At 61.4% G+C, this 6,858-nt stretch carries 4 protein-coding genes; all 4 read right to left on the bottom strand.

Annotated features, from left to right (window positions below):
- Positions 1–2,303 precede the first annotated feature (2,303 nt).
- Positions 2,304–3,401 (bottom strand): glycosyltransferase, encoded by a 1,098-nt coding sequence (locus ACFYP3_RS36630; RefSeq protein WP_388842348.1) that lies wholly within the window; start codon positions 3,399–3,401, stop codon positions 2,304–2,306.
- Positions 3,402–3,975: 574 nt separating this feature from the next.
- Positions 3,976–4,974, bottom strand: a complete 999-nt coding sequence (gene rfbB / locus ACFYP3_RS36625; protein WP_388842350.1) for a dTDP-glucose 4,6-dehydratase — start codon at positions 4,972–4,974, stop codon at positions 3,976–3,978.
- A 221-nt stretch (positions 4,975–5,195) separates the two neighbouring features.
- Positions 5,196–6,179, bottom strand: a complete 984-nt coding sequence (rfbA, locus tag ACFYP3_RS36620; protein WP_388842346.1) for a glucose-1-phosphate thymidylyltransferase RfbA — start codon at positions 6,177–6,179, stop codon at positions 5,196–5,198.
- 269 nt (positions 6,180–6,448) lie between these two features.
- On the bottom strand, positions 6,449–6,858 hold a 410-nt coding region (locus ACFYP3_RS36615), incomplete at its 5' end, for an IS5 family transposase (protein WP_388842344.1).

Below are 6,858 nucleotides of genomic sequence, written 5' to 3'. Positions count from 1 at the left end.
CCTCAAGACCTGGCGTGTCCTCCGTAAAGCTCGCCTCAGCCCGAACAGACTCACGTCAATCAGCAGAGCCATCCTCACCCTGGAGACTCACCGCTGAAAAAGCTCACTGGTTCTGGGGTGTCATACCGTTGTGTTGAGTGGTTGCCGCTCCAGCGCGTGCCTTTCTCGCTTCGGACGGGCGCGTTCGTGTTCGTTGGGGCGGTCAGAATGTCGGGGTGCCGGGTGTTTTGATTGCGCCAGCCCAGGTCATTTGTGTATTTCACGGGTCCGGACGGTGTGATTTGGGGTGGTGGGAGTTGGCCAGTGCGAACTGTCTGTGGGGTCCGAAGTGGGCTTCGCGGGGTGGGTCCGGCAGGCGTTGGCCGGGGTGAAGCACCGGTTCGACGTTGTTCTGCGCCGCCCGGCTGCGGATTCTCGAGTTCTTGTGGGCGGATAGGTTGTCCGGGATCATGTAAATTGGAGCGCTGTCCGGGCGGGCCGCTCGAATCGTTCGCAATCCGGCCCAGGTGGGGGCGATGCTTTTGCGGCGCCGGTTGATGCCCAACAAGGTGTCGTCACCGACCGAGTAGCAGCCGTAGGTGACACCCTGGCGGCGACGGTAGGTGGCCGGCAGCCGGTCGGGACGCTTTTGCTGGCCCAGCAGGAGCCGGCCGTCGGACAGATCCTGCTGGGCCGAACTCGTCGAACGCGAAGATTCGGTCCGGAAGGTTATTGATCGCCTAATCCATCAGCTCGAGTTTGGCGTCGAAGTGGAGAAGTTGCGCCGCCACCCGCGCTGTTCTTGCTCGTGCCAGTACCGTCAGCGATCGGGTCAGGCGGAAGCTTGTCACTTCAGGCGCTGACACATCGTGATTCGTCTTGTTCCGGCTATTCCTGATCTACGACCTGCACACGGCCGCCCGGGCGAAGGGTCGCGGCAACCGCCGAACGGTTCTGTACGCAGTTCGGGATCTCGGAGTTTGACGGCCGCTCGGCAAACCGGTGCCGGGCGTCCCCAGTTCGGCCTACGGTCGTGCCCCATTCGCGCCTTCCTGATCGCGGGTCACCGCACCCGGACCTAGCTTGACGGACACCGAGGCGCACGTCCCTGCGTGCGGAAACCGTTCCGCATCTGCTCCCTCGGGGATTCGGAGATCAATTATGGGTGCGATACGCGGCTCCGCCACGGCCCTGCTCAGCACCGGCGTCTTACTCACGCTCGGTGCCCTCGGTGCCCTCGGTGCCCTCGGTGCCCCTGCCGCTGCCCAGGCTCAGAAGGTGACCTCATTTGGGTTCACCCTTACCCCCTCGACTGTCACCCCCGGCGGCCAGGTCGCACTCACTGTCAGCGGCTGCGCTGCCTCCTACGCCACTGTCTCCTCCGATGTGTTCGACACGGTAAACATTGTGCGTGGCCAGACCGTGTGGGCGACCGTGGACCGGGACGCTCGGCCCGGAGCCCTTCACTCCGTCTTTTTCACATGCAATGGGGAGACGGGCTCAGCTGACCTGGTGATCGCTGGTGGTCCGGGCTGGCCCACTATGAGTTCCACTAGCAGCACCACCGCCACGGTGCTCGCTACCACTGCTACCGGCGGTGTCCGTGGCGGGCTGGGCGGCAGTGTGGCCGGAATGGCCCCGTTAGAAATCGGGGCAGGCGTCGGCCTCCTTCTTGCTGCCGCGGGTGGGACCACGTACGCTCTGCGCCGCAGAATGTACGATCACGTTCATTGAATTTCTACCTCTGATCTTCCGCAGTGCTTTGCCCCTCAGGGCGGGGGTGAAGCGGGTCCTTGGCCCGGAGCGCGCTCTACGCCTGTGGCGGCGGTCAGGCGGGCTGCTTCTTGTTCTCGAGGCTTGACTGCGGGTGCTCCGCCGCAGGATCCTGCGAAGGAGCCGGACCAGAAGTGTCACCGGGGTACATGTGTCTCGCACTCCTGGCGCAGCAGCAGGGCGGACACGCCCTTGAGTGAGTTGACCAGATCGGGGCTCCGCCCGGCGCTGTGACGCCGGCCTGTCGTCGACTCGGTCACGCTCGATGAGAGTTTTGTCGAGCGGAGGTACTGTGCTAGCTGCGCGGAGCGCCGCGGTCAGCCCTTGAGCTCGTGCGCCGCGAAACTCCGGCGCCACGTGGAGGTAGGTGTGGGCGGTGCCCAGGTTGATCCCGAAACCGATGCTGCTCTGGGTGAGGGTGTTGTTCTTGCGGCCAGAGCCCGCTCGGAAGACGTCAGCTTGCAGCTGCGGTGCCCCTCCCGGGTGACGAGCAGCAGAGTGACCCGCTCTGCGAGGTCATGCGGGAACGTCCAGTAGACGAAGATCGTATGTTAACGAGATGCAGCCAAGGCCGCCGCATGATCCGAGCCCACCTTGCGCCGTGCGGATTCAAGATTACTCGAGATACGGTCGTGCTCATCGGCAGGCAGCTTCCCTCCCCTGATGAGGTGCTCCATACAGTTCACCGACTCCTCATAGTCGCCGATCGCGTACGCAGCCCCGGCGAGTTCATCAAGCGCGCGCCACTCGTACCAGCAGGATTCAACAAACAGGATGTCGTCTGTATAGGGGATCTGTGCCGCTTGCCGTGCGAACATGGACGCGAGCGGAAAACGGCCATTCATCCGGCACAGGCGGGCGAGCTCGCCGAGTGCCTCGGCCCGGGAAGGGCGGCTCTCGTGCGCGAGGAGGAAGCGGTCGATCACCTCGGCCATCGGCCGATTAAGAATCGCAGCGAGCCGTGCGGCGTAGAGCTTGGCGCAGAATTCTTCCTGATCAAAGCCGCCCATAGCAGCCCGGCGATCGTAGGCGGCGAGCGATTTCTCAGGCTCTCCAGCGTCGCGCCAGCTCTGAGCCAGGTAAAATACGTAGCGAGCATTATCGGGTTCTTCGATGAGGCCTTGTTCGAGGATCTCGGCGTCGCGTAGATATTTCTGCTTTCGCCCCGCCCTGTCGCGGGCCCCACCGCCCATTGAGACAATGTTTGCGCCCTTGAGCATTCCGCCTTGGTGCTGTACTGTGCATTCGAGGTATTCGTGCAATACGCCGACGTAGCGCCAGGGTAAGCGGGTTGAGATCAGGGCAGGTCGCCAGTGAATGAGATCATGCTCGTGCAATGCAATGTTATAAACGTCGAGAGTCAGGTCCGGCATATGGAAGTCGGGCTGTACCTGCATCAGGTCATCGGCATCGATGAACAGCAAGTGATCTGCACTGTCGCGGGCTAGTTCGATCGCCTCATTTCGGCTCTCAGCGAATCCCTTCCAAGCCCGCTCGTGCAAGGTGCCAGGTAGGTCACTGAAGACATCCCGGATGACGTCCTGAGTGCCGTCTGTCGAGCCTGTATCCACGATGACCCATGTATCGATCAACGGACGTACAGATTCGAGGCAACGCCGGATCGTCGGAGCCTCGTCCTTGACGATCATGTTTAGGCAGACCGTTGACTTCAAGGATCCCATCCAACTCTGCGATGAAAGCGACTGAGTGTGACGATATATGCCGATGTGCGGGTAAGTAGGGAAGCGGGACGGTGCTAGGTACTGGCAGGGTCAGGGCCCAAGCCATCCTGCAGTGATCAGTAATCTAGGACACACTTCTCAAAATGATCCTGCGCCACTCCGTGGTGCAGGATAAAAGACTATTGCATCTCTCGCCGGAAGCGGGCCAACCCCACTTTCGGCGACCACGTGCGAGTGGCTGATTCGAAGAGTGAGTCGTCATATATGTCAATGACGACGTCGGCTTGATATGGGTACACCGGCGGGGCGTTGGCCCTCGCTCCTTCGCTGAGCCGAGATCTGCTGGTGCTTTCGGAACGGGTTAGTCGGCCACGATCAGCAGCAGCGCTGGCCTGTGGGCTCATCTCGGGGCGTGCGCCCGCAGCGTCTCACCTAAGCCCCAAATCGAGCACCAGGATATTACTGCCCGACTGCTGAGCCGATCTGGTCAGCGACCCGGCCCACTGTGGGATCGAGGTCCATGCCCGTGGCGAGTACTACGTCATCGCCTCCCTGAGAGAGAGCATAGTTCCACTGCCGCAGCAGAAGCGGTCAGCGGCTCCCACCAGGAGCGATTCTCCTGATACCAGCCCACCGTGGCCGAGAGGCCTTCCAGAAAGGACACACGGGGGTGGTACCCCAGCTCGCGGATCTTCCTATCGTCGAGCGAATACCGCAGGTCGTGCCCCGGGCGGTCGGGCACCCTCACGACCCTGTCCCACCCAGCTCCGACAGCGTCGAGAATAAGACAGGTGAGGTCCCGATTGCTTAACTCGGTTCCCCCTCCAATGTTATAGACCTCTCCCGCTTTTCCGGCCTTGAGCGCTAATTCGATCCCCTGGCAGTGATCTGAGACGTGCAGCCAGTCGCGGATGTTATTGCCATCGCCATATAGTGGAACGGGCTTACCGTCCATCAAATTGGTGATGAAGAGTGGGATCGCTTTTTCGGGAAACTGATAGTGGCCATAGTTGTTCGAACATCTGGTCACCACAACCTCGAGGCCATGTGTGCGATGATAGGCGAGAGCGAGCAGGTCGGCCCCTGCTTTCGATGCAGAATATGGTGAATTGGGCGCCAGCGGCCACTCCTCGCTCCACGAGCCTTCACTAATGGAACCGTAAACCTCATCGGTGGATACGTGAACGAAACGTGCAATTCCATGCCGTCGCGCCGCGTCCAGCAATACCTGTGTACCCATCACATTGGTGCGAATGAACGGGGCCGCACTCTGGATCGAACGGTCCACATGTGATTCTGCCGCGAAATGAACAACCACGTCCTGGCCTGCCATTACCTGGTCGACGGTTTCGGGATCGCAGATGTCACCTCGGACAAAGGTGTAGTTTGGGTAGCTGGCCATGCAATCTAGGTTGGCTTGGATGCCGGAGTAGGTAAGTGCATCGAGGACTGTGATATTTGTCGAGGAGCCTACAGTCAAGTGCCGTCGAACAAATTCAGACCCAATGAAGCCCGCGCCGCCGGTCACAAGGATTTTCATCATTCTCCCATGTTGCTTTCGCTAGGGCTGGCTGGGTGCTGACTCGCAAACCTGGAGCCTTAGCGTGATTTGCTTGCCAGATTCTTGTCTTCCGTGACCCCGTTGCGTGTGAGGATCCTTGTCAAGACCTCTTCCCCGCCAAAATGGTACGATTCTTGTAGCCGATTCGACCTGGATTTTCGTACTCTTGCTCTTGCAGGCCGGGGACGACCACCTTTCTGCTATCGGGGGGTGAGGCCGCCTAACTCCCTCGAATACCCAGGATTGACTACAATAGAAGCTCCTGCCAGCGGTTCAGCCTGGCGTCCGATGCTCCGGCGCTGGGACATGATCGTGGACCAGCCGCCGTCGAGGAGCCCTAGCAGGTACTGGCCGTATCCGCTCTTCAATAGCGGCTGAGCGAGTGCCCGGAGCTGATCATCGTCGATCAGACCGGCTCGCCACACAGCCTCCTCCACGCAGCCGACCTTGAAGCCCTGGCGCTCCTCGATCACCCGGACGAACTCTGAGGCTTGCACCATCGAGGCGAATGTTCCCGTGTCCAGCCAGGCAGTGCCGCGGTCGAGCCGCGTAACCTGTAGCTCTCCGGCCTCCAGATAGACCCGATTGAGGTCGGTGATCTCCAACTCGCCACGGGCACTCGGCCGTAGAGTGCGGGCGATTTCTACGACGCGGTTGTCGTAGAAATACAGGCCAGGCACCGCGTACCCGGATCTCGGCTGGGCCGGCTTTTCCTCGATCGAGAGGGCCCGCCCCTGGTCGTCGAATTCGACTACGCCGTAGGCCCAGGGGTTGGCTACCTGGTACGCGAACACCCGGCCGCCCCTCATGCCTTCTTGGGCTCCCAGCCTTGTCCCTAGACTGCTGCCATGGAAGATGTTGTCACCCAGAATCAGTGCAACGGGTTCGTGGCCGATGAATCCAGAACCAAGCAGAAAGGCGTGGGCGATGCCCTCCGGCCGTTCCTGCGCGGCGTACTCGATGCGCAGGCCCAATTTACTTCCGTCGCCGAGTAACCGGATGTACTGCTCTTGATCTCCGGGCGTCGTGATGATAAGGATTTCACTCACTCCGGCTGTCACCAGAGTGGACAGTGGATAGTAGACCATGGGTTTGTCGAATACCGGTAGAAGCTGTTTGGAAACAGAACGGGTCAGCGGCCACAGCCGCGATCCGGTACCACCGGCCAGCAGAATTCCGCGCATGGCATAACCATAGATGAAAGGGACGGCGTCGGGTGTTATAGCCGTGCTGTCAGCGGACCGCGTCGAGATTCCTGTTCTGCTCGTAGGATGAGCGCTTTCGGCGTTTGCCCTCGGAAGGCAGACGAGTCGGCACAGGGCAGGTGGCCCCCGATCCTGCCATCTGCGACGGGGGCCTTCCAGGTTGTCTGCTGGGCGAGTTGCTCGCGTATTCGCCAGGGCCCGTGGAGATGTTGTGCAGCCTGGTGCCCCCCTTAGAGCTCGTAACACGATCATGATTGGCGTTTCCCGAGGCGTCGCCAGCAGATGAGGCTGCAGGCGAGGGAGACGAAGGCGTCGTGGAGTTCGGTGCGGCGTTCCCAGCGGACGGCGAGGCGTTTGAACTGGTGGAGCAGGGCGAAGGTCTGTTCCACGACGTAGCGGAGCTTGCCCATGTCTTTGATGTTGGGGCAGCCCTTGCGGGAGATGACGGGCTGGATCCGGCGTTTGCGGAGCTCTTCGCGGTTGGGGTTGGAGTCGTAGCCCTTGTCGCCGAGCAGGGCCTCGGGCCGACGGCGGGGCCGGCCGGGTCTGCCCGCGACGGGCGGGATGCCGTCGACCAGGGCGAGGGTCTGGGTGACGTCGTTGACGTTGGCCGCGGTGGTGATGACCTTGAGCGGAGTGCCCCGGCCGTCGCAGATTA

The sequence above is a fragment of the Streptomyces sp. NPDC005533 genome (assembly GCF_042871845.1).
In the GTDB taxonomy this organism is placed as follows: domain Bacteria; phylum Actinomycetota; class Actinomycetes; order Streptomycetales; family Streptomycetaceae; genus Streptomyces.
The sequence above is the reverse complement of the archived record's forward strand: the minus strand, read 5'-3'. Positions and strand labels throughout refer to the sequence as shown.

Excerpts from the sequence above, each read along its gene's own strand:
- ACFYP3_RS36630 (WP_388842348.1), bottom strand. The coding sequence starts at position 3,401 with ATGATCGTCAAGGACGAGGCTCCGACGATCCGGCGTTGCCTCGAATCT.
- rfbB (WP_388842350.1), bottom strand. The coding sequence starts at position 4,974 with ATGAAAATCCTTGTGACCGGCGGCGCGGGCTTCATTGGGTCTGAATTT.
- rfbA (WP_388842346.1), bottom strand. The coding sequence starts at position 6,179 with ATGCGCGGAATTCTGCTGGCCGGTGGTACCGGATCGCGGCTGTGGCCG.